Raw genomic sequence first — 21,533 nt, 5'->3', positions numbered from 1 at the left:
ACCTTGGTTTCTCTCTTCTTCCAATGTAAGTGATATCCGAAACCCAAACCTGATTTGGTCTTTTTATATCAATATTTAGGATTAGATTATCATGCTTTTTAAACCGATGTTTAGAGTTTGTAGTTACATGATAACGGCGTCTTGGCTGAATAAAAAGATGATTTGCTTTCATTATCGCAAAGAATTTATCTCTGCCAATATCAAGACTTTGTAGCTCTTTATTTAAGATATAGTATAACTTTTTGCCACCAATCATTGGCATCGTTTTTCTAACTTCTAATATCATATCCACAACTACTTCGGCTTTAAAAATCTTGACCTCCTTTCTTTTTATACTCCTGTAATACACCTGTCTATCAATCCCGAACAAATGACAGGCAAAACTCAAGGTTTGGTTTTCTTCTTGTCTAAATTGATCGATTGTTCGGGTGAGGAGTTTTTTCGGATATCAATTTGATATTCTTTTTCAGCTAAATTTATCATCATATCAAAGATGATTGCTTTTTTATCTGAAACATTGGCTAAATGTTCATAATAAGCTCTTTGTTTTTCTAAAAGCTTAACCTTAGCCTCAAGCTCCATTATTCTTTGCTCAGGTGTTTTCGGCATATGAGATGGCGTTTGATTTTCCCAATCAAAGTTACCGTATTTTCGCAGCCAAACTGTAATTGTCGCTCTACCTTGTATCCCATATTTCCTTTGAGCTCCACGAATTGAAATTTCTCCACGTTCAACTTCATGAACTATCTGAAGCTTTAAACTCATACTGTAATCTTTTTGACTACGCTTAACATAATTTACTCGTTCTTCCATTTTGATACTTTTTTGTGTATCGCTATTTCAGGACAAGACACTTTTTTGGCAGAAAAAAGCCTGCCGTTCGGGCTTTACCCATTTTAGTTTGATTTAAAACCACTATCCATGCCATAGCCTCCATTTCAGTTGGGTTGTGAGCAATGTTTCCCCCCTCTATTCCTACCCAAAAATCAGCATTTGAAAATTGCTCTCTTGCCTTCACGGCCCTGTTGTAAGCTCCATTGAAAGTTTCCTCATCGCCCATTGGTTGGTCGCTGACGCCCGAACCGACCTCTACACCTTCAAACACAAACTTCTGCTGATCAAACATGCTCTCGAATCCTATTTGTGTCGCTTTAACTTTGACAGGATTCTTTGAAGCCACAATAACTCTCTTCATTATTTACTATTTTTCAAAAAAATCCCGCCTATTTCCATGTCTTCGGGGCTTGTGATTTTTATATTTTTATAATCACCGTCTATCAAAAATATCTTCTGACCGAAATGTTCAACTACCGATGCATCATCAGTAAAAAGCTCATTATCATCTACTTGATAGGCTTTTTTTAGCAATTCCAAATCAAAGGTTTGAGGCGTTTGAATCAATTTTACGTTCTTTCGATCGACCGATTTGTTATCATTTCCATCCAGCAATCGCACCGAATCTTTGGAATCTACACAAACAACCGCAGACTTCTTTTGGGCTGCCACTTCAAAAGACTTTTGAATAATAGCTGAACTTACAAACGGGCGAACCCCATCATGAACAGCAACAAGACCAGCATTTTGCTCTATAGAAAACAAAGCATTTTTTACAGATTGAAATCGGGTCTTTCCTCCTTCAACAGTTCGGATTTGTGATAAATCATCAAAAAAAATTGAGCCTACTTTTTCCCAATATTCCAATGCATCCGCCGGCAATGCCAAAACTATCTGAATATGAGGTATTTGCAGAAACTTTTCGATGGTATGAACCAAAATCGGTTTATCTCCCAAATGCAGAAATTGCTTGGGAATGGCAGACTGCATTCTGGAACCAGAACCTCCCGCTACTATAATGGCGTATTTGTTGGTCATAAAAAAAGTGTCGCACAAGGTACGACACTTCAAATATACTTTCTAAAATCTAATATCGAAAACTAATTAGATAATCAACATACAATCGCCATAAGTAAAGAATTTGTATTTCTCTTTTATGGCCACCTGATACGCCTCAGTAATGGTTTCATATCCTCCAAAAGCACAAGTTGTCATCAACAAAATAGACTCTGGAAGGTGAAAATTCGTCAAAAGGGCGTTGGTAATTTTAAAATCGTAAGGAGGAAATATAAACTTATCCGTCCAAGCATTGTTGATGGGTTTCACTCTATCATTAGCCGAAACCGACGATTCCATAGCTCTCAAGGTTGTACTTCCTATGGCACAAACACGCTTTTTGTTATCCAAAGCCTCGTTAACGACTTTGCAAGTTTCCTCAGGAATAAAGAAATTCTCAGAGTCTGTTTTATGCTTGGTGAGATCTTCTACCTCTACTTGTCTGAAAGTACCGATACCAATATGTAAGGTCAAAGGAGCAAAATCTACCCCATTGATTTCCATTCTTCTTACGATGTTTTTTGTAAAGTGAATACCAGCCGTTGGAGCAGCTACCGCACCTTCTACGTCGGCAAAAATAGTCTGATAACGTTCGTTGTCTACATCAGCAACTTCCCTTTGTAAGACGTCCTTTGGTATTGGAGTTTCGCCCAATTCATAAACGGCCTGCATCATTTCTTCGTGGTTTCCGTCAAAAAGAAAACGGATGGTTCTTCCACGAGAAGTTGTGTTGTCAATAACCTCTGCTACTAAGTCACTATCTCCAAAATAAAGTTTATTTCCTACGCGAATTTTACGAGCTGGATCTACCAAAACGTCCCAAAGACGCATTTCTCTATTCAGTTCTCTTAACAAAAAGACCTCGATTTTAGCACCTGTTTTCTCTTTAGAACCATATAATCTGGCTGGGAAAACTTTTGTATTATTAGAAACCATCACGTCTCCTTCACCAAAATAATCTACGATATCTTTGAACATTTTATGTTCAATTTTACCGGTTTTACGATGCAAAACCATCATACGGGCACCGTCGCGATCATCAAGTGGATATTGGGCTATAAGGCTGTGTGGGAGGTCAAACTTAAAAGCAGATAATTTCATCTATGGTATATTTCAAAAATTAAAGAATTATTTACACCGAATATTTACGAAAAAATAATATTGCCAAAATGCCTTTATATTTTCCTAACAAATCTTTATCGGGCTGCAAAGGTACAAAATCCGATAGGCCGTTGTCAAGTGATTTGGCATTTATCTTGAAATAAATACTGAAAATCAGCCAATTGATAATTTATGAAGGTATAAAGGGAGAATTTATCTGAAGGAAATTTCTCCTTGGAGATATAGATTGGCTCTTCCACCAATAAGCACCCTGTCGCCTAAGAGTTGACAACTTACATCTCCTCTTCTTTTCGAAATCTGGCAAGCGTTCATTTCTGTTTTGCCAATTACACCGGCCCAATAAGGTATCAACTTTGTGAATGCTGAGCCAGTTACAGGGCCTTCGTTAACCCCTACTTTCGGGCCAAAAAACCTACAAACAAAATCGTAAGAAGTTGATATTGAAGAAACTATAATACCTCTGGCATTAATAGTGGACAATAAAGCAAAATCGGGTTTCAAATTTGCTACTGTCTCTTCGTCTTCGAAAATTAAAAGTACATCATCTCCGGCTTTCAAAATCTTCGTTGGTGTACTTCCTAAAGCCAACTCTACTCCTTCCAAAATCTGAATTTCTTCAGAAACGACCGCCGGAAAGTTCAAAAAGAACTCTCCACTCGACCTAGAAACATAAAGTGGACCACTTTTGGAATCAAAGGTTATGGTTTTTCCAGAGAAACCGAGCACCTCAAAAATAACATACGCACTCGCAAGCGTGGCGTGGCCACACAAGTTCACTTCGACAGCTGGCGTAAACCACCTGACATGAAAACCATCTGCTGTTTTAATAAAAAAGGCCGTTTCCGATGAATTATTTTGAGCCGCTATTTGCTGCATTAAGCTATCAGATAACCAAAAATCGAGAGGAACTACTGCCGCTGGATTTCCAGAAAAAGCATGGGAAGCGAAAGCATTGACATGAAATATTTTCAGTATGGTCATTTTCTGATTTTGTTAAGTACCATTTGAGTAAAAATCAAAAATAGAGCAGAAAAACTGATCAAAAATACCACATTCCGACTATCCAACATGCCTTTCCCGAGTGATGCGTAATGAAAATCCAGACCCAGATAATTGAGATAAAACTGAACACTGCCACTGAACAAATTGGATAATTGACCTATGCCATCATAAAAAAAATAGCAAACAATGGCCGCCAAAATAAAGGCTACTACCTGATTTTTGGAGACTGCAGATGTAAATATGCCTATTGCAGCATAAGATGCCGATAACAAAACTAAGCCAAAATATGAGCCAACAACCGCTGCCGAGTCAATGTTGCCTTTGGGATTGCCCAAAGCGTAAATAGAGAAATAATATACCACGGTTGGCAATAAGGCAAGAACAATAATGGCCAAAGAAGCAAAATATTTGCCTGAAATAATACCCCAAAGTGTGATGGGTTTGGTAAACAGTAACTCCAAAGTTCCGGTGCGGAATTCCTCAGAAAACATTCGCATGGTAACTGCCGGAATCAGAAACAAGAATATATAAGGACAAAATTCAAAGAAAGTGGTCATTTCTGCATAACCATAGTCCAAAACATTGGAGCTGGGATACATCCAAAGCATTAAACTGGTAACCAACAAAAACACGCCGATAACTATATACGCTATCAGCGAGTTAAAAAATGTAGAAATTTCTTTTTTGAAAATACTAAACATAAAGGTTCTTTTAAGAAAATACAGGTTTGTCTTTTTTCATTATGGCAGACATAATTAGAGAAGCTATGAAACCTACAAATATGGCTCCCAAAACTCCCCAAAGAAATCCAAGGCCTGAGCCAGCCGAATTCTCAATCTTCTGAACGGCTTCATCAATCTGAGCCTCCGAAAGACCCATCGACTCGTACTGCTCAGTTATCATTTTTATTTGTTGCTCCAGCAAGGAAGGGTCAATATACTTTCTGTAAAAATTATCAAAAAGCACAGACAAAAGGCCACCAGTCGTAACCGTCAGCATACCTAAGCCCAAACCTTCTTTGAAAGTCATAAATCCCGCATTCAGAGTTTTGTATTCGTTGAATGCCAAATAAAGGGTTCCAAAAAGTAAAATGAGCATGGCCAAAAGACCAATAAGCCAGTTTTTCCAAAGACCAGTATTGTAAGCAACCGTGTTGTAAACAATCCCGATGATTCCATAAATCAAGCCCCATTTCAAGGCGATTCTTGCAGAAGATACTTTTTCCATATTGTTAGTTTTTAAGTTTTCGCATAGCCATACCAAATAAACTAATAGCCACAATGGCGACTTGTTTAAACAATAAATCGTCAGTTATGATGACCGAATGCTTTTGAGTTTCAAATGAAAGCAAACTTTGTCTGTAAGACTTCTCATTGAGCATTTTTTCAAACATCTCTCTATCTTTCAAAAGCAAAGCTTTTCCGTGTAACATCCACTCAGTGAAAGGCTTAGCATCTATGAATTCTATAAACAGATAAACTAAGATGCCCGAAATAAGAGCTCCTATGATATTGGTAAGAAACCCAACCGAAAATGCCTCATAAAAATGCAAATAACCGCCATTATTCCTTTTAAAATACCAAATAGATGCCCATATCATGATGATGTTGATGCCCAAATCGGGCCTACGAAAGGCCAATGGGTTCGGCTTGGTGGCATACATGGCCAAAAAAAACAAAAAACATGCTACTCCTGCTATGCCTCCAAAAATCAAAGAATAATTTGAAACCTGTTTCCTTTTCACTAGCCTACTTTTTTAAATTGTCCATTGTTAAAAACAGCTACGGCAGCACCTTTTAATTCTTTCCCCACAAACGGGCTATTTTTACTAGCCGATTTTATGTCTTTTTCGTCAAATACAAAAACTTTGTCTACCTCAAAAACCGTAAGGTTAGCAGCTTGGCCAACAGCTATTTGAGCATCCTCTAAACCAAACAATTTTCGCGGACTTGTAGTGATTTTTTCAATAATCAATTCGATGCTTAGTTCAGAATAGGTATTTATGACCGAAAATAAAGTCTGAATACCCAAAACACCAAAATCCGCCACATCAAACTCAACATTTTTATGTTCGGCATCCAATGGATTGTGATCTGAAACAATCATGTCGATGGTTCCATCTTTCAGTCCTTCTTTTAAGGCCAAAATATCGGATTTCCCTCTAAATGGTGGAAAAACCTTAAGATTGGTATCAAAATCCAATAATGCTTCGTCTGTAAAAGCCAATTGATGTGCTGCAATATCGCAACTTACAGGCAAACCTTTCTTTTTGGCTTCTCTAATCAAATTTACCGATTCCTCCGTAGAAATAGTAGAAAAATGCAGGAGCGGTTTGTCAGACTTGATTCCTGAATATTCCAGTAATTTCAGGTCCCGCATTATCATAATCTCCTCAGCAGCAGATGGTATGCCTTTTAAGCCCAACATGGTACTGGTTATTCCTTCATGCATTTGGCCAAACATACTCAAGTATTTATCTTCTGATTTGTTGACGAGAATTGTACCCAAAGGCTGCAAATATTGCAAGGTTTTGAGCAAAATATCAGAGCTTTGAATTGGGTTTTTACCATCCGAAAATCCAACAGCACCACTGAAATGCAAATCCATCATGTCTGTAAAATCTTTGCCTTCGGTATTTTTGGTCACCGCACCAAGATTTCGGAATTGTACCAAATTATATTTCGAAAAATTCTTGAAATAAGATAGTGATTCTTTGCTTTGAACAGTTGGGTGAGTATTGGGGAAACCAACAATGGTAGTTACACCGCCAGCAAGTGCGGCAGCTTGTAAACTTTCAAGGTTTTCGAGCCACTCTTCGCCCGGGTCCTTGTAATGCACACCACCATCTACCCATCCGGCTGAAACACAAAGGTTTTCTCCGCTAACAATTTCATCAAATCCCGTTTCCGAAATCTGGTCCGCTATTTCTACTATATTCCCATCACCAACTCCGATATCTAGCTTTCTGTTGTGAAAACCAGACGAGGGATCAATAACGAGCACATTTTTTATTAAAACTTTCATTTATATATAAAAAAAAAGCCCTAATGGGCTAAAAATCAATAACAAATACAAAAACTAAATATCGAAATTGTTTTATTTGATATATTTCTCATTTGTATTAATGTCCTATTGATGAGGTATATGCTTCGGCATCCATTAAACTTTCAACATCGGCCAAGTCCGCAATTTCCATCTTAATCAACCAACCACCTTCATATGGTGAATTGTTCACCAATTCAGGCTCGTCGCTCAAAGCAGGATTAACCTCTAAAACTTTACCTGCAACTGGCAAAAACAAATCTGAAACTGTCTTAACAGCCTCAATAGTACCAAAAATATCGTTGGCACCCAGCTCTTCACCCTCAGTTTCGATTTCTACAAACACGATGTCACCCAATTCGGCTTGAGCAAAATCTGTAATACCCACCAATGCGATGTTTCCATCAATAATTTTAATCCACTCGTGTTCTTCGGTATATCTTAAATCAGCAGGAAAATTCATTTATTTGTTTTTGTTTTAAAAGTGATTGCAAGTTACATCTAAAGATTTATTTCACAAAAAATGAGTGGTCATATTCTAATGTTTTTACTCGAAAATATTAAAACTCCACCATGTTATCTCCAAAAAATAAGTAAAGGCGGCAACAACGTCACCACCTTTAGCTGGAAGAGTATTTAAACCCTAATTGATTGGAATCGCTTTTCAGCCTCTTTAATGAGTTTTGTTCTCGTCTCTGTCGTTGTCCAACAATATTCGCACTGAGGGCGAAAATGTGTCATCGAACTGGCCGTCCTTGGTGGCCCAGAAAAACGCAAACAAAAAACTACCCGCTATCAAAATAGCCAAAACTACCAATATTATTATAACCTCCATAATTAAACCATTTTTTTGTAACGTGCTACCAGCCAAGTTAGTCCAACTGAGAAAAACACAACTGAAAGTGTACTAAGTGGCATAAATATAGCCGCCACCACTGGTGAAAGCTCCCCACTAGCAGCCCAACCAACTCCCATGATATTATACACAACAGATAGTAAAAAACTTAACTTTACAATATTCAAGGCTGTTTTACTAAACCTCACGTAGTCATCCAGTTTATCAATTCTTTCTGCATCCAAAATGGCATCGCAGGAAGGTGAAAACGCCTGTACGTCTTCTGTCAAAGCAATCCCAATTTTAGACTCCCGCAAAGCACCGGCATCATTCAATCCATCTCCGATCATCATTACATGGCTACCCGAATTTTGCAATTGTTTGATATAATCGAGCTTGTCTTGAGGGCTTTGATTAAACCTCATTCTGGATCCAAAAATCGGCTTTAATGTTTCCGACATCCTGGGATTATCACCTGACAGAAGTGCAATTGTGAAGGTTTTGCTTAGTTTCTGTAATAAGGTCTTCCAGTTAGCTCTAAACCTAGGTTCTACCGTAAAATAACCTTTATACTCATTGTCTATCATAACATGAACCTCAGAATTTTGAGATTCGGCATTTATGTTTTTTACAAAATCTAACTTTCCTATTTTCACAGATCGGCCATCTACTATAGCCTCAATCCCTTGACCTTTTACCTCAAAAATATAATTAACCTCAAGAGAATTAGACCCTTGCAAATAACTACTAACCAACTTACTCAATGGGTGGACCGACTGTGAAACTACACCATAAACCAAGTTCTTTTCATAATAACTGAGTTCGCCTACTAAACGTACTTCGCCATGATTGGCTTCAGTCAAGGTTCCGGTTTTATCAAAAACCATGGTATCTATTTCTGAAAGTTGCTGAATAACGCCTTGATTTTTAACAAAAAACTTATTTCTACCGAAAATACTCATGGTGGTATTCATCGTAAAAGGTAGTGACAAAGTTAAAGCACAAGGGCAGGCTACCATCAAAACTGCAGTAACTGCTGGCCAAATCAATTCAGGATTGTTGAATTTCCAATATATGCCAACTGCCGCGGCTATAGCAATGGTGAGATAAGTAAAATATTTACTAAAGGCATTGGCAAGAGCGGTTGTAGGAATTTCCTTTTCTTTCAAGAAACTCTCATTGTTCCAAAGTTGGGTCAAATAACTGGTAGAAACAGGCTTTTGGACCAATAATTCGATTTGGTCGGCCACTTGTCGACCACCAGCAAAAACAGTTTCACCTTTGAGCTTTTTCACGGGATTCGACTCGCCAGTCACGAAACTATAATCTATCAAGGCATTACCTTCCATCAAAATGGCATCAGTTGGAATCAACTCTTGGTGATGAACAAAAAAAACATCACCTTTTTGTAATTCATTAACATTCTTATAGTTAGCTGATTGATTCTTTACTTTTACTGCCAATGGAAAATAGGACTTGTAGCTCCTATCAAATGACAAATAATTAAAGGTGACGGTTTGAACCCATTTGCCGACCAAAAGAAACAAAACTAAACCAGCCATACTGTCCCAGTAACCTGCCGTTTGTGGAACGAAAGTTTCGTAAGTACTTCTTAGAAATAAGGCCGTAATACCCAAGGCAATGGGAATATCAACGCTGAGAATATTGCTATTTCCTTTTAAATTCTCTAGAATACTGTAATAAGCACCTTTTAAATAATCACTAGCTCCGTAAAAGAAGACTGGCAGAGCCAAAAGAAAATTGAAATACAGGAAAAACTTTTGATAAGTTGCATCCAATTTATTGGCCAAATCCAGATTAAAATACTCTGGAAAACTCATCATCATAATGTTGCCTGCACAGAAACCTGTTACCCCAATTTTAAATAAAAGCTTACGGGTTTCGTGATCAATTTTCTTCAATTTACCCGTACTTTCTAAGTTAATTTGCGGCTCATAGCCAAGCGTTGCCATAAGCTCCACTATTTCTTTGAGCGAAACTACATTGGGATCAAAATCGAGCGAAAGTTCTTTTTTTACAAAATTTAAACGTGATGTAAAAACGCCTTTCAAAATTTTGGGGAAATTTTCTAATAACCATACACATGAGCTACAATGGATAGACGGAACACTTAAAATCACTTTAGCAATCTGTTCGTCTTGATAAGAAAGCAACTCATTTTCAATTGCTTTTTCTGACAAATAATCAAATTTACCCTTGAAATTCTTGGCCTTGAGACTTACTCCGGCATTGGCATTGAGGTCATAATAACCACATAAGTTATTGTCTTTCAGGATATCATAAACGGTGTAGCAACCCGAGCAACAAAAATGTTTGTCGTCCTCAAGAATGTCTTCTTCTTTGCAATCATTTCCGCAATGATAGCAAACCACTTTAGCATCTATTTCTGAAATTGAGCTGTTCATCAATCGGGTTTTACAATCACAAAAATCCGAATAGAAGAACTACAAAATCATGGAGGAAATCATTATAAAACATGATTCTAATCATGTTTAAGATACCGAAAATGTAAAAACTGTGACTTAACTAGAAACCACCAAGTTAAACTTTCTTCTGATGCTATTGATCAAAAACTTTTTCTGCATCACGAAACTATCGGGGTGGATTTGGGCAAATTCGTGCTTCCATTGCGAAAACATGATGGGTTCGGCCTTTAGAAACCTTGCATAATCTATTTTTTTTGAGGCAAGAAATTCTTCGAAACTTAGGTTTTCCATTATTCTACAAAGTCTATAAATTTGTTGTAACCAAAATAAGGAATAAAACTGGTGTAACGACGTGAACTTAAGACCATAAATAGTATAAAAAGAGCTATAAAAAAGCCCTGAATAAAGACTATAAAAAAGCCCATTACAAGGTTTGAGGCCCAACCCGGCGTGGCTTGATGCAATACAAATTTCAAATAGATGGCCACTCCAGCACCAATAACTGAGCATGAGACCATTACACTGGCAAATATCAAAATTCTAACTGCGGTAAAATCTAAAAAAACAGAAATGGCACTCATGCCATGAAGAATCAATGAGGTAAAATTCATTTTCGACTTACCTGCCAAACGGACTCCACGGTCTAGCGGAACAGAATCAAAAGGCAACTTGCTGCGTATAACACCCCCTGGATAATTGTTCCAAATTTCTGAAACATTAGCCAATTTCTTGATTTTGGATGCCGGTATAAGACTGTAATTTCCGAATGTAATGACGTGGCCGGTGAGAAATTTAAAGATGAATTTATAAACCAAATAAAACAGTTTAAAAGCAAAAGACTCAGTGCGTTTCTTTCTTTGAGCAAAAATTATTTTTTCTGGAGACGATTTAGACTTTTCGATCAAATCAAGAATGTGTTCAGGCTGATCCTCACCATCCGAATCCATTACCACCACTAGGTCAGCGTTGTTGTTATCGGCTAAATAGGATAAGCCTATGGCAATAGCCCTCTGATGACCTTGGTTACTTATTAAATGCAGAACTTTGAGGTCAAAATCGTTAAAATCAGAAGCTACGAATCGAATACTCGAGCAATCATCCACTGCCAAATAAGACAATTCCACATCACTTTTCTCGAAAATGGTTGCCGTTTTGGTCATTAAAAGATTCAGGGCCTCCCAGTCGTTATAAACCGGATATACGATTTTTACTTTCATCAATATCTGTATTTTGTACCTTCAAAATCAAAAATAAGAAGTTTTTCTCCATTTCCTTTTTTCAAGAATACTTTATCACGTTCATTCACATCTATTTTCTCAGGAATATTTGATTTTTTTGGAAGATACAAATTCAAATATTGAGCATCATTATAATTTACAACCTTCTCTTTTGCAAAGACTTGCACATAAAATTCTTGATATCCACCAGGAATATAAAGCGTATCGCTTTCTTGATATTTTTCTAAAATACTTTTAGCGGCAGTGGCATACGGATTGGGAACTCTAGCTGGTTCAAACCATGCATTCAAATTTGATTTGTCTGCGAAATAAGACATAATTTCGAATTTAACAGGTTGATATTGATGCAGAAAGACGAATATCATTAAGAAAAAAGCCAGTTTTGAGAATTTGAGGAATCGGTTAATCCCAAAACCCAATAAGATAGCCACAAAAGGCGAAGCAACCCCGATATACCTGTGCGTCAGGCTCGTGGTATGTCCGTTTTTGAGGGCATCATTTAAAACAAAGAGAATAGGTAAAATGAACATCAAGGCCGAAACGGCCACCAAAATAAATTGTGGCTGGCTAGAAGTTTCCTCTGGACGTTTGAAAATAAATTCCAAAGCAAAAAAAACTACAAAATAAAAGCAGTTAGCTATTATGATATCCTCCATAATAGCATGATTTACAGCCAACAAGACTACAGCAGCTACCACCAAAGAGATATAAAGCTTTTGTTTTGACTTGAAATAATAAGCTCCCAACAAAAGAAGAAAGATTGCAAATGTTACGGCCACATTCTTAAGTCCAGAATTGAGTCTCAAGAACAAACCTTGCGTAAAAATACTTGAATCAAAAACCAACTCAATGGTTTTCTTAGTGACTAAAGCTGGAGTACTCAATTGAACCGCCGCCTCTGGAGAATTGATATTTAACTGAGCTAATTTTAGGTGTTTTTCGTTTTTATCTTTTAAGAAATTCATGGCCAAATATCCACCGCCCCAATTGAACCAATACAGCATCAATAACACGTTAAACACTGCAGCAGATATAAATCCGAACCAAAGGTGCTTTTTGTTTTTGGTAAACAAAAACACCAATCCATGGCTCAGTGGAACTAAGAAATTGAGGTAATGATTGAGCATGCAAAGCCCCACCAAGACAGCATATATTATAAAATTCCTTGATTTTTTATTGCCTCGAAATATCTCCAAAAAGTAATAGGTGGCCAAAAGAACCAGCAAAAACGAAAGGGTGTAACTCCTAGCGATGTGGCTTTGGGCAATGTTTAGAGGATCCAGTGCTAATAAAAAACCAGATAAAAAAGCCACCGTGTGATTTTTGAAAACCTCAAGCGAAAATAGATACACCACAATAACAGTCAAAAGACTAAAAACAGCACTCAAAAACCTGATGGAATAGTCAGAATTACCAAACAACTCCATCCAATAATGCAGTAATCCGTTGTAAACGATGTGCGTACCAAAGTCAGAATGTGCGATAGCTTCAAAATAATCCTCAACGTTTTTCGGAGACCAAAAGTCTTGCGGGGTAAAGAAGGGTTTGTTGAAAATATCTATTTGATTGCCTCCACCTACCCATATACCGTTGGCATTCAGTAAAGTAAATTTTTCGTCGGTAAACAAACCACGGTTATCTAAATTAGAAAACCTTAAAAATGAGGCAATTGCAATCAAAAGAAACAATAATCCGTATTTCCTCATTTGCCCACATTATGGTTTTCGGAATCACCAGCGTTAGAAATTTTCTCTATTATATAGCGAGGTCTGCCTTTTACTTCTTCGTAAATTTTACCTACGTATTCACCAATTAGACCAATGGCAATCATGTTTGATCCACTAAAAAAGGCCATCGGTAATAAGGTAGAAGTCCAACCTGAAACAGCCACTCCCTGGATTTTGCTCCAAAGCACATAGAATCCTATGACGAATGAAACAATGAAGTTTATAACACCAAACCAAAGCACCATACGCATGGGTACTGTGGAGAAGGAGGTGATTCCTTTCCAGGCAAAGGCCAACATTTTGCTAAATGGATATTTGCTTTCGCCGGCCTCTCTTTCGAGCCTTTTGTAGTATACTTTGTCAGACGGAAAACCTATTGTAGGAATAATGCCCCTAATGAACATATTGTATTCCTTGTAATTAGCAAATTCCTTGAGCACTTTGTTGTCTATCAATCTGAAATCAGCATGATTGAAAACTACTGGAACTCCCAATTTTTCCATTATTTTGTAGAAAAGCTCTGCGGTGAATTTCTTAAAAAACGTATCGGAGGTTCTGTCCTCTCTCACGCCATAAACAACAGAATTTCCATCATTGAACTTATCAATCATGTCGCCAATAGCTCGAATATCATCTTGCAAATCGGCGTCGATAGTTATGTAACAATCGTATTGGTCAACAAAACTAAAAAGACCCGCTAAAACTGCATTTTGATGACCAAAATTCTTGGCCAACTTTACTCCTAATACTCTTGAATTGGACTTTGTAAGTGAATCAATTATTGTCCAAGTGGTGTCTTTGCTACCGTCGTTAACGTAACAGATTTTGCTCGAAGAATCTATCTTTTTGAGTTCAAGAAGCTGGTCAAAGTAAGTATTTAATCTCTGATTTGTGAGTTGTAATATTTCCTGTTCGTTGTAACAAGGGACTACCAATAAGAGTTTTGGGCTCATAATATTCGTTTAGCGTACAAAAATACTACATTTTGGTGATTGTAAATTCTACTCTTCGGTTTTTCTTTCGGGCCTCCTCAGAGGAGTTTCTTACCACTGGCTTGTAGGGTCCCCATGATTTTATGCCAATTCTTTTGCCGTCTATGAGCCCATCTTTTATGATATATTCCTTCACTGCTTGTACACGTTCTTCAGCAAGTTTAATATTCTTAAACATATCGCCTTGGTTATCAGTGTGTCCTTCTAGCAATATTTCCATGGTTGGATTTTCTGACATCATCTTTTTGACTTTCTCTAATTCTTCAAAAGATTCTTCTTTAATGATGGATTTGCCCTGATCAAAAAACAGATTTTGAAGCACCATTTTTTGGCCTTTAGCCAATGGCAACATCTCAAAAACAGCTTTTATTTCTTTATACTTCGTTTCTTTACTCAGGTCTATTATTGTTCTAAAGTCACCATAAGTTTCTAAGGTAGCGGTTATTTCATATTTCTTGCCTACGCTCAATATAGATTTGTTCAGTAGGGTTTCTTCATCATAAGTCCAGTTAACGGAATTCGAGGTGTCTTTTATCTCTCCCAAGGCCTGAAAACTAATTTTTGGAGTTAGAATGTTATTGGTCACCTTGTCTTTGAACTGAAAATCATACATCACCACGACTTGTGGCTTTATACTCGGAAAAAGCTTAATCTTAAAAATATCGTCTGAACCCAATGAATTCTTCAAAGAACTGAAATAGGCAAACTCACCCGAAGCCGGAATAGTAATGTACCCATCCCATTCAGGTGAATTTATAACAGGGCCGAGATTAACGGGTTCTGACCAGTTCGTCCAAGAATCATCTAGTCTTGTAGTAACATAAATGTCCGCGTCGCCGTAACCAGGATGGCCATTCGAATTAAAATATAGAGTTTTATTGTCAGCAGCCAAAAATGGAGATCCTTCATTTCCTGCAGAATTGATAATCTGACCTAGATTAATTGGCTTGGCGTAGCTATTATCAGAGGTTTTAAATGACACATAGAGATCCTTATCTCCAAAAGTTTCTGATCTTCTAAGGCCCATAACCAAAAATTTCTCATCTGAACTAATGGCATATTCAGTGACAGTTTTTTTTACTTTTATTTTCTCATCATAAACTTCCAAAGCCTGGAAATCGGCAATTCTTATCTGTTTTGGAAGTTCCCACTTTTTGTTTTTCATGCTGGCCTTTGAAAGACCAGCCACATATTTGCCATTCGGTAAATACACATTTAGAACAAACAGACTTTTACCATCTGCCGATATGGTGGCAGCGGCATTGTTGGCTGAGTTGTTGATAGGTTCTCCAATATTTGCAGCAGCATCCCAGCCTCCATTTTTATTTAGCTTTGAGACCCATACGTCTTGTGGTACTTCCAAGGTTTTTTCAGCTTTTCCAGCTTTGTCTTTGGTATTGTCGGGATGATTGAGTCTTGTAAAATACAAAAATTTACCATCCGGAGAGACAATTGGAGCTACTTCTCCAAACCTTGAGTTAATATTCGGGCCTAAATTTTCCTTTTCAAGGTTAGGCGGTAAATTTTCAGCGACATTTATTTTGGCCACATACGGATGATCACTGTTAGAAATACCAATGGCATCGTATTCTTTCAGGCCCTTGTTGAGGGAATGCACAATTAAAATCTTGATGGCATTAATTTCTTGTTGGGTTTCAGGGATAATAATGTTCCAAATCCTTCCACTTAGTCTTGGTGCCGGATCTCGATTTTCGTAAAGTAGAATCTCTGTATTGTCTTTTGAGTAGCCGAAAACCCTACCAATGGCACCTGGAGTAACGGTTTCACCAATTATTATCTGTCTTACTTTTATGGCTTTTTCAAAACCCACTTTGATATAATCTTCTCCAAATCCAGAGCCTGTCGGACGCCAACTACATGGACTACTTACGGTTTGGGGCAAAACATTAGGTTTGTATAAAATCTGTATGGCTCTGTTTTTGGGAGAGTAAATCTCGTCAACGGTTTCTGAAGATTTTTCTAATACTTTAGTCGCCCATAATACCTCTTGTGAATAGATAAAATGGCTTATACTAAAAAATAGAAGTATAAAACCTCTGAGTTTCATTTTTACTGAAGATGTATACAATTTGTTATTAACGAAAATAACCAAGTACAAATTTAATTTTTATTTTGGTTATTAAAATTTTTTAAATGATAAGAATTTTGAAAACTTCAAAAAGCAACAAAGCTTATTTTTAATTAGACGGCAGAAAAACAAAAAAGCCTCCAAAAGGAGGCTAAAAATTATTGAAAATATCTTTTAATCCACTTACAATGCCTTTACAGCGGCCGTTAATTTGGGCAAAACATCAAATACATCACCAACAATTCCATAATCTGCCGCTTTAAAGAATGGAGCTTCTGGATCCTTGTTGATAACCACTATTACCTTAGATGAGTTTACACCAGCCAAATGCTGAATAGCACCCGAAATACCGCAAGCGATATAAAGATTTGGAGCAACTTTTACACCAGTTTGACCTACATGCTCATGGTGAGGTCGCCAGTCAAGATCCGAAACAGGTTTAGAGCAAGCAGTAGCAGCTCCCAATGCCTCCGCCAAATCTAACAATGGCTGCCAATGTTCTGGACCTTTCATGCCTCTTCCACCAGAAACTACCAAATCTGCCTCAGGTAAAGAAACAGTTCCTGTAGCTTTTATGGTTTCTAAAACTTTCGAACTCTCGGTTAGGCTACCTGTGTCAACCGATAGTTTTTCAACCGTTGCCGAATTCGATGTTTCTTCTAAGGGTAAAACATTCTTTTTGATGGCTATAAACTTCACATCACTGGTAATTGAAGTTTCGGCAAAAGCTTTTCCAGTAAAAATACTTCGCTTAACTTTGAAACCGTTCGAAGTGTCCGGCAACTCCACCACATTACCTACCAACCCGGCTTTCAAAGCTCCAACAGCTCTGGCCATTACGGCATCTGCCAGCGAGGACTTGGCTGAAATAACTACTTTAGCAGAAACAGATTTGGCTGTTTCTGACAACACTTTACTGTAGGCCATGATATTTTCAGAAGCCAAATTCTGAGCATTTGCATGTAAGACTTTGGTTGCACCAAAATATCCAGCTTTTGACAATTCGTCATCCGACGCACTTCCAATGGCTAAAACGGTCATGGAGCCACCAACTTGGGCAGCTACTTTTGAGCCATAGAAAATGGCTTCGAGAGATGATTTTTTAAATTGACCATCGGCCAATTCGGTATATACTAAAACTGACATAATCTTTTCTTTTTTAAGGTTTTACAAAACTTTAGCTTCGGTTTGCAATAATTTTATCAATGCACCCGCATCATCTGCCGATATCATTTTACAGGCACCCTTCGGGGCTGGCAATTCATACTTATCAATATTTGTCAAAGCTGCAGAACTCGGTGCTAACACTGCCAAAGGTTTTGTTCTGGCAGACATAATTCCTCGCATATTTGGAATTTTCCATTCAGCAATGGGCTCTTGACAACCCAACACCAAAGGCAAACTAGCTTCTAATTTTTCTTTACCACCTTCAATCTCCCTGGCCAAGGTGGCGGTATTCCCCTCGAGTTTTAACTCCATTACTGGTGAGAAAGAAGGAAGTCCTAAAAGCTCCCCTACTATGCCATGTACCACGCCAGAATTGTAATCTGTTGTTTCGCGACCCATCAAAATAAGGTCAAAACCTTTGTCCTTGGCATAATTGGCTATTTCAGAAGCTACAAAAAACGAATCTGTAGGTTCAGCGTCAATTCTTACAGCATCGTCTGCACCAATAGCTAATGCTTTTCTTATTTGTGGTTCAGCATCGGCTAGTCCAACGTTCAGAACCGTGAGTGTTCCACCGAGAGATTCTCTAAGTTCCACGCCTCTCGCAAGGGCATAATCGTCATAAGGCCCAATGATGTACTGAATACCTGCTTTACTAAATTTTGTATCGTTTTCTTCAAAAGAAATCTTTGAGGTTGTGTCTGGCACACTCGAAATACAAACCAGTATTTTCATAAAGATTGAATTTATATTGTTAATTTTGAAAACCTAAACAATGTACGCATTTATACTTTCGAAACACAAATAATAGTATGCATGCATAACAATTACAAATGTAAAAGCTAGAAAAATAGTATGCAAGCCGAACGAATTAAATTTTTATTAGAACAGATAAACTCCGATCCCAGCGAACCGTTTAATTATTATGCTCTGGCCATAGAATACAAAGATAATCAACGAGATAAAGCCCTTGAATTCTTTAAAAAATTACTCTTAGAATTTCCAGATTACCTCCCAACGTACTACCATGCAGCAGCATTATTCTTCGAAATTGGAAACCATGTAGAGGCAGAAAATACTTACAAACTGGGTATTGAGCTAGCCGAAAAATTAAAAAAGGAGAAGACTTTGAGGGAGTTAAAAAGTGCTTATCAAATGTTTTTAGACGAAATAGATGAATAAATATCAAATATTAAAAATAAATTCGCCGGCCGAAAACGCACAAAAGGTACTCATTATCTATACTGGAGGAACTCTCGGGATGGTTTATGATAATTCTACCGGGAGTTTGGTGCCGTTTAAATTTGAGCAGATAGTTGAAAATATACCAGAGCTCAACCGCTTAAATCTTGAGTTGTGTTTTCTGGCCTTACCAAATCCCATTGATTCCTCCAATGTTTCGCCAAAAATTTGGGTAGAATTGGTAGAAATAATTGAAAACAACTATAGTGATTTTCAAGGATTTGTGATTCTGCACGGAACGGATACCATGGCGTACTCGGCATCAGCCCTGAGTTTTATGATTCAAAACCTTACCAAAACGGTGGTTTTTACTGGTGCTCAATTACCAATCGGTATTCCGAGAACTGACGCTAGGGAAAATCTGATTACCTCTATTCAAATTGCGGGCTCGTCGCTAAATGAGAAATCGATTGTACCAGAAGTATGTATTTATTTTAATGGTAGACTATTGCGGGGAAACCGAGCAAAAAAGAGAGAGAGCAGCCAGTTTGATGCTTTCGACTCGGAAAACTTCCCATATTTGGCAGAAATTGGCGTGAATATAGATTACAATTTTCTAAATATAAAAATTCAGGATCAGAACAAAGAACCTGGGTTTTACAAGAACATTGACGACAATGTCGGAATATTGAAACTTTTCCCGGGTATCAATCAGGCATTTGTCGAGAATTTTTTCAATCAAAAATCACTAAAAGGAGTAGTTTTGGAAACCTACGGATCTGGAAATGCACTTTCGGAGGTTTGGTTTTTAGAGATTTTGGAAAAAGCATTAAAGGATAATGTCATCCTATTGAATGTGTCGCAATGTACCGGCGGAAGGGTCATCATGGGAAAATACCAAACCAGTCAAAAAATGAAAGAAATGGGAATCATTTCTGGCTCAGACATGACGTTAGAGGCGGCTATAACCAAACTCATGTGGGCTTTGGGGAACAGCAATGATACTTTCAGCATAAAAAATGCATTGGAAAAAGACATTTCTGGCGAACGTAGCATTTAAAACCCAATTTTTATAGTTTACTTTGCACTCCCAAAACAGAGAGGTGTCCGAGTGGTTGAAGGAGCTACCCTGGAAAGGTAGTATACGGGTAACTGTATCGAGGGTTCGAATCCCTTCCTCTCTGCCAAAAAGCCTCTTGATTCATTTCAAGAGGCTTTTATTTTAAAATTAGGCAAGGAAACTGACTTATCAAACCGTTCTTTTAGCAAACTTTTGGTTTTAATTATAGTACATTTACGTCAACTATTTTGCACAATAATTTTCTTTAATTCAGCTACCTCAGCATCGGTCGGCATCGTGAGTGGTGGACGTACATCACCTGCACTTTTTCCTATCAACTTTGCACCAGCTTTGATTAAACTTACGGCATAACCATTCTTTTTGCCACGTAATCTGACCAAAGGAATATAAAACTTCTGTGTGATTTCTTCAACCGTCGTTTTATCTCCTGCACGCAAAGCCTTATAGAATTTATTGGCCAATTCTGGCACAAAATTGAAGGCTGCCGACGAATATGTATTCACGCCAATTGATAAATACGCCTCAGCAATTATTTCAGCCGTTGGCACTCCACCGATATACGAAAGACGTTTTCCGACTGTTTTGATAGTATCGTTCAAATCTTGCATATTACCCGTACCATCTTTTAAACCAATGAAATTTGGACAAGCATCAGCCAATTTTTTGATATAATCTGCCGATAAAACGCCATTGCCACGATTATAATAAATGACTGGTAATGAGGTGTTTTGCATAATGGCCTTGGCATATTCATAAACACCATCTTGCGGACATTCAGTCAAATACGGAGGAAAAAGTAAAATGGCATGAATGCCCGCTTTTTCGGCAATTTGAGTGAAAGTTTTTGCTTCTGCAACACTTCTACCTGCACTGGCAATGACAGGTACTCGTTCGGCCACAACTTTGACCGAAATATTTACAATCTGCTCGTATTCTGCTGCTGTTAGCGAAAAAAACTCACCCGTTCCACCTGCCACAAAAACAGACGAAACATCGTGACTTACGAACCATTCTACACGGTCGGCGAAGGTTTTGGCGTTAAATTCACCGTTTTCATCAAAATCAGTGATTGGAAAAGAAAGAAGCCCGTCTTCGAGCGATGATTTTATTTTTGATAGTTCCATTTTTTTGTTTGGTTATTTGTTAATCGTTTTTTGTTACTGGTTATTTGTTGTGCTTGCCTAAAATAGGTTGACAAAAAAATCAACTTATGTTATGATCGAAGCAAAATTAATTTCTAAAAAAAGTACAAAACTAAACATTCGACAACGTAGAATATTTAGTGAGGAGTTCAAACGAGAAAAAGTTCAAGAAATCAGTTCGGGTTTGTGTTCTATAAAATCTTTTTGCAATTTATGGGGAGTTAGTAGCGTAACCGTTTATCGTTGGCTCTATCGTTACTCATCCGAACATAAAAAAGGAACTACAATGGTAATTCAAAAAGATAGCGAAGCTCAAAAGACTGCGGAACTTTTGGAAAAAGTAGCATCATTGGAGCAACGATTGGGACAAAAGCAAATGCAAATAGATTATCTTGAAAAGCTAATTGAAATAGCTAGTAAAGACGCTGGTGTTGACTTAAAAAAAAACACCAAAGTACCACTTTAGAATATTTTAGAATGAATAAGAAAAACCTTAATCACTCCATGGAATCTTTATTTAACTATTGTGGGATAACTCGTCAAGGACATCATAAAAATTTATTGAATGAGCAAAAAT

Annotated in this window: 23 protein-coding genes, 1 tRNA gene and 1 pseudogene; 4 read left to right on the top strand and 21 right to left on the bottom strand. The window is 37.5% G+C overall.

The window, feature by feature from the left end:
- From EGI31_RS13020 to EGI31_RS12925, 20 genes and pseudogenes are all read right to left on the bottom strand, one after another.
- A pseudogene (locus tag EGI31_RS13020) lies at window positions 1-388 on the bottom strand (IS3 family transposase); the annotation flags it as partial.
- A complete protein-coding gene (locus tag EGI31_RS13015) occupies window positions 385-813 on the bottom strand; it encodes a helix-turn-helix domain-containing protein (RefSeq protein ID WP_255037341.1) in 429 nt (142 codons plus the stop codon). The pseudogene EGI31_RS13020 and the gene EGI31_RS13015, both read right to left, overlap by 4 nt.
- Window positions 814-835: 22 nt before the next feature.
- Window positions 836-1,195: an inosine/xanthosine triphosphatase gene (locus EGI31_RS13010; RefSeq protein ID WP_255037666.1), complete on the bottom strand. Its 360-nt coding sequence runs from the start codon at window positions 1,193-1,195 to the stop codon at window positions 836-838.
- Window positions 1,195-1,872, bottom strand: coding sequence for a 2-C-methyl-D-erythritol 4-phosphate cytidylyltransferase (locus EGI31_RS13005; RefSeq protein ID WP_255037665.1), 678 nt, complete (start codon window positions 1,870-1,872; stop codon window positions 1,195-1,197). Before EGI31_RS13005 ends, EGI31_RS13010 begins: the two co-directional genes overlap by 1 nt.
- Before the next feature lie 66 nt (window positions 1,873-1,938).
- Window positions 1,939-2,991, bottom strand: coding sequence for a tRNA preQ1(34) S-adenosylmethionine ribosyltransferase-isomerase QueA (gene queA / locus EGI31_RS13000; protein ID WP_255037664.1), 1,053 nt, complete (start codon window positions 2,989-2,991; stop codon window positions 1,939-1,941).
- A 213-nt stretch (window positions 2,992-3,204) separates the two neighbouring features.
- Window positions 3,205-3,993, bottom strand: a complete 789-nt coding sequence (locus tag EGI31_RS12995) for a PhzF family protein (RefSeq protein WP_255037663.1) — start codon at window positions 3,991-3,993, stop codon at window positions 3,205-3,207.
- Window positions 3,990-4,715, bottom strand: a complete 726-nt coding sequence (gene gldF, locus EGI31_RS12990; RefSeq protein ID WP_255037662.1) for a gliding motility-associated ABC transporter permease subunit GldF — start codon at window positions 4,713-4,715, stop codon at window positions 3,990-3,992. The genes EGI31_RS12995 and gldF overlap by 4 nt, the downstream gene beginning before the upstream one ends.
- A gap of 10 nt (window positions 4,716-4,725) precedes the next feature.
- Window positions 4,726-5,241, bottom strand: coding sequence for a DUF4199 domain-containing protein (locus EGI31_RS12985; RefSeq protein ID WP_255037661.1), 516 nt, complete (start codon window positions 5,239-5,241; stop codon window positions 4,726-4,728).
- Window positions 5,242-5,245: 4 nt separating this feature from the next.
- Window positions 5,246-5,758 (bottom strand): DUF4199 domain-containing protein, encoded by a 513-nt coding sequence (locus EGI31_RS12980; RefSeq protein ID WP_255037660.1) that lies wholly within the window; start codon window positions 5,756-5,758, stop codon window positions 5,246-5,248.
- Entirely contained in the window at window positions 5,758-7,038 is a 1,281-nt protein-coding gene (locus EGI31_RS12975) for a dihydroorotase (RefSeq protein ID WP_255037659.1), read from the bottom strand. The genes EGI31_RS12980 and EGI31_RS12975 overlap by 1 nt, the downstream gene beginning before the upstream one ends.
- Before the next feature lie 97 nt (window positions 7,039-7,135).
- Window positions 7,136-7,519: a glycine cleavage system protein GcvH gene (gcvH, locus tag EGI31_RS12970; protein ID WP_255037658.1), complete on the bottom strand. Its 384-nt coding sequence runs from the start codon at window positions 7,517-7,519 to the stop codon at window positions 7,136-7,138.
- 210 nt (window positions 7,520-7,729) lie between these two features.
- Complete coding sequence (gene ccoS / locus EGI31_RS12965; RefSeq protein ID WP_255037657.1) at window positions 7,730-7,891, bottom strand: cbb3-type cytochrome oxidase assembly protein CcoS; 162 nt, start codon at window positions 7,889-7,891, stop codon at window positions 7,730-7,732.
- A gap of 2 nt (window positions 7,892-7,893) precedes the next feature.
- A complete protein-coding gene (locus EGI31_RS12960) occupies window positions 7,894-10,317 on the bottom strand; it encodes a heavy metal translocating P-type ATPase (protein WP_255037656.1) in 2,424 nt (807 codons plus the stop codon).
- 117 nt (window positions 10,318-10,434) lie between these two features.
- Window positions 10,435-10,629 carry a hypothetical protein gene (locus EGI31_RS12955; RefSeq protein WP_255037655.1) on the bottom strand — a complete coding sequence of 65 codons (195 nt, stop codon included), beginning with the start codon at window positions 10,627-10,629 and terminating at the stop codon, window positions 10,435-10,437.
- Window positions 10,629-11,555: a glycosyltransferase gene (locus tag EGI31_RS12950; protein ID WP_255037654.1), complete on the bottom strand. Its 927-nt coding sequence runs from the start codon at window positions 11,553-11,555 to the stop codon at window positions 10,629-10,631. Before EGI31_RS12950 ends, EGI31_RS12955 begins: the two co-directional genes overlap by 1 nt.
- Window positions 11,555-13,282 (bottom strand): glycosyltransferase family 39 protein, encoded by a 1,728-nt coding sequence (locus tag EGI31_RS12945; protein WP_255037653.1) that lies wholly within the window; start codon window positions 13,280-13,282, stop codon window positions 11,555-11,557. The genes EGI31_RS12950 and EGI31_RS12945 overlap by 1 nt, the downstream gene beginning before the upstream one ends.
- Window positions 13,279-14,256: a glycosyltransferase family 2 protein gene (locus tag EGI31_RS12940; protein ID WP_255037652.1), complete on the bottom strand. Its 978-nt coding sequence runs from the start codon at window positions 14,254-14,256 to the stop codon at window positions 13,279-13,281. Before EGI31_RS12940 ends, EGI31_RS12945 begins: the two co-directional genes overlap by 4 nt.
- Window positions 14,257-14,281: 25 nt before the next feature.
- Complete coding sequence (locus EGI31_RS12935; protein ID WP_255037651.1) at window positions 14,282-16,363, bottom strand: OmpA family protein; 2,082 nt, start codon at window positions 16,361-16,363, stop codon at window positions 14,282-14,284.
- A gap of 204 nt (window positions 16,364-16,567) precedes the next feature.
- Window positions 16,568-17,530: an electron transfer flavoprotein subunit alpha/FixB family protein gene (locus tag EGI31_RS12930; protein ID WP_255037650.1), complete on the bottom strand. Its 963-nt coding sequence runs from the start codon at window positions 17,528-17,530 to the stop codon at window positions 16,568-16,570.
- 21 nt (window positions 17,531-17,551) lie between these two features.
- Window positions 17,552-18,286, bottom strand: coding sequence for an electron transfer flavoprotein subunit beta/FixA family protein (locus tag EGI31_RS12925; protein WP_255037649.1), 735 nt, complete (start codon window positions 18,284-18,286; stop codon window positions 17,552-17,554).
- Window positions 18,287-18,406: 120 nt separating this feature from the next.
- Here EGI31_RS12925 and EGI31_RS12920 point away from each other — a divergent pair, with 120 nt between their 5' ends.
- From EGI31_RS12920 to EGI31_RS12910, 3 genes are all read left to right on the top strand, one after another.
- Window positions 18,407-18,733, top strand: coding sequence for a tetratricopeptide repeat protein (locus EGI31_RS12920; protein WP_255037648.1), 327 nt, complete (start codon window positions 18,407-18,409; stop codon window positions 18,731-18,733).
- The gene (locus EGI31_RS12915; RefSeq protein WP_255037647.1) at window positions 18,726-19,793 is read left to right on the top strand and encodes an asparaginase; all 1,068 of its coding nucleotides are present in this window, start codon (window positions 18,726-18,728) and stop codon (window positions 19,791-19,793) included. The genes EGI31_RS12920 and EGI31_RS12915 overlap by 8 nt, the downstream gene beginning before the upstream one ends.
- 37 nt (window positions 19,794-19,830) lie before the next feature.
- Window positions 19,831-19,920, top strand: a tRNA-Ser gene (locus EGI31_RS12910).
- A 112-nt stretch (window positions 19,921-20,032) separates the two neighbouring features.
- On the opposite strand, the gene kdgD is transcribed toward EGI31_RS12910, so the two are convergent.
- Window positions 20,033-20,938, bottom strand: coding sequence for a 5-dehydro-4-deoxyglucarate dehydratase (gene kdgD, locus EGI31_RS12905; protein WP_255037646.1), 906 nt, complete (start codon window positions 20,936-20,938; stop codon window positions 20,033-20,035).
- Between the two features lie 91 nt (window positions 20,939-21,029).
- Between kdgD and EGI31_RS12900 the strand changes: the two genes are divergently transcribed.
- Window positions 21,030-21,422, top strand: a complete 393-nt coding sequence (locus EGI31_RS12900; protein WP_255036345.1) for a transposase — start codon at window positions 21,030-21,032, stop codon at window positions 21,420-21,422.
- Window positions 21,423-21,533 lie beyond the last annotated feature (111 nt).

Origin of the sequence: Lacihabitans soyangensis (genome assembly GCF_024343775.1) — a bacterium.
Taxonomy (GTDB): Bacteria; Bacteroidota; Bacteroidia; order Cytophagales; family Spirosomataceae; genus Leadbetterella; species Leadbetterella soyangensis.
Note: the sequence above shows the minus strand (reverse complement) of the source record. Positions and strands in the feature narration are given on the sequence as shown.

Excerpts from the sequence above, each read along its gene's own strand:
- EGI31_RS13015 (WP_255037341.1), bottom strand. The coding sequence starts at position 813 with ATGGAAGAACGAGTAAATTATGTTAAGCGTAGTCAAAAAGATTACAGT.
- EGI31_RS13010 (WP_255037666.1), bottom strand. The coding sequence starts at position 1,195 with ATGAAGAGAGTTATTGTGGCTTCAAAGAATCCTGTCAAAGTTAAAGCG.
- EGI31_RS13005 (WP_255037665.1), bottom strand. The coding sequence starts at position 1,872 with ATGACCAACAAATACGCCATTATAGTAGCGGGAGGTTCTGGTTCCAGA.
- queA (WP_255037664.1), bottom strand. The coding sequence starts at position 2,991 with ATGAAATTATCTGCTTTTAAGTTTGACCTCCCACACAGCCTTATAGCC.
- EGI31_RS12995 (WP_255037663.1), bottom strand. The coding sequence starts at position 3,993 with ATGACCATACTGAAAATATTTCATGTCAATGCTTTCGCTTCCCATGCT.
- gldF (WP_255037662.1), bottom strand. The coding sequence starts at position 4,715 with ATGTTTAGTATTTTCAAAAAAGAAATTTCTACATTTTTTAACTCGCTG.
- EGI31_RS12985 (WP_255037661.1), bottom strand. The coding sequence starts at position 5,241 with ATGGAAAAAGTATCTTCTGCAAGAATCGCCTTGAAATGGGGCTTGATT.
- EGI31_RS12975 (WP_255037659.1), bottom strand. The coding sequence starts at position 7,038 with ATGAAAGTTTTAATAAAAAATGTGCTCGTTATTGATCCCTCGTCTGGT.
- gcvH (WP_255037658.1), bottom strand. The coding sequence starts at position 7,519 with ATGAATTTTCCTGCTGATTTAAGATATACCGAAGAACACGAGTGGATT.
- ccoS (WP_255037657.1), bottom strand. The coding sequence starts at position 7,891 with ATGGAGGTTATAATAATATTGGTAGTTTTGGCTATTTTGATAGCGGGT.
- EGI31_RS12960 (WP_255037656.1), bottom strand. The coding sequence starts at position 10,317 with ATGAACAGCTCAATTTCAGAAATAGATGCTAAAGTGGTTTGCTATCAT.
- EGI31_RS12955 (WP_255037655.1), bottom strand. The coding sequence starts at position 10,629 with ATGGAAAACCTAAGTTTCGAAGAATTTCTTGCCTCAAAAAAAATAGAT.
- EGI31_RS12950 (WP_255037654.1), bottom strand. The coding sequence starts at position 11,555 with ATGAAAGTAAAAATCGTATATCCGGTTTATAACGACTGGGAGGCCCTG.
- EGI31_RS12945 (WP_255037653.1), bottom strand. The coding sequence starts at position 13,282 with ATGAGGAAATACGGATTATTGTTTCTTTTGATTGCAATTGCCTCATTT.
- EGI31_RS12940 (WP_255037652.1), bottom strand. The coding sequence starts at position 14,256 with ATGAGCCCAAAACTCTTATTGGTAGTCCCTTGTTACAACGAACAGGAA.
- EGI31_RS12935 (WP_255037651.1), bottom strand. The coding sequence starts at position 16,363 with ATGAAACTCAGAGGTTTTATACTTCTATTTTTTAGTATAAGCCATTTT.
- EGI31_RS12930 (WP_255037650.1), bottom strand. The coding sequence starts at position 17,530 with ATGTCAGTTTTAGTATATACCGAATTGGCCGATGGTCAATTTAAAAAA.
- EGI31_RS12925 (WP_255037649.1), bottom strand. The coding sequence starts at position 18,286 with ATGAAAATACTGGTTTGTATTTCGAGTGTGCCAGACACAACCTCAAAG.
- EGI31_RS12920 (WP_255037648.1), top strand. The coding sequence starts at position 18,407 with ATGCAAGCCGAACGAATTAAATTTTTATTAGAACAGATAAACTCCGAT.
- EGI31_RS12915 (WP_255037647.1), top strand. The coding sequence starts at position 18,726 with ATGAATAAATATCAAATATTAAAAATAAATTCGCCGGCCGAAAACGCA.
- kdgD (WP_255037646.1), bottom strand. The coding sequence starts at position 20,938 with ATGGAACTATCAAAAATAAAATCATCGCTCGAAGACGGGCTTCTTTCT.
- EGI31_RS12900 (WP_255036345.1), top strand. The coding sequence starts at position 21,030 with ATGATCGAAGCAAAATTAATTTCTAAAAAAAGTACAAAACTAAACATT.